A 275-nucleotide genomic window follows, 5' to 3' on the forward strand; every position below is an offset into this window, starting at 1 on the left:
GTCGAGATGTAATGAGCAGGCTGGGATTCTCCCGTCTGTCCAATGCGGCGCACAGCCTCCAGCATGAGGATCGTTGCGCAGGTCGAGTCTTTGCCGCTAACAGTCCCACACAGCGGGTGGCCAGCGCGGATAAGTCCGATGAGGGCCGCAATCGCGGCTTCCATCTTGTCAATGATTTCGTCGAACATGATTGCTCCAGTTTTACGGAGCGCGCCCCCTCCGGGAGCGGCTCCCGTAGGGGTGAAGGAATTGAGCAGGTCAGTCAGCGAGCGACG

The 275-nt window shown here is 60.0% G+C and carries 1 protein-coding gene; it reads right to left on the bottom strand.

What is annotated here, in order from left to right:
• Positions 1-188, bottom strand: a 188-nt coding sequence (locus tag SB719_RS19960; RefSeq protein ID WP_412159710.1) for a hypothetical protein, incomplete at its 3' end; no start/stop codon positions are given.
• Between the last annotated feature and the right edge of the window lie 87 nt (positions 189-275).

The organism is Pantoea sp. SIMBA_079 (genome assembly GCF_046940275.1).
Lineage (GTDB): Bacteria > Pseudomonadota > Gammaproteobacteria > Enterobacterales > Enterobacteriaceae > Pantoea > Pantoea borealis.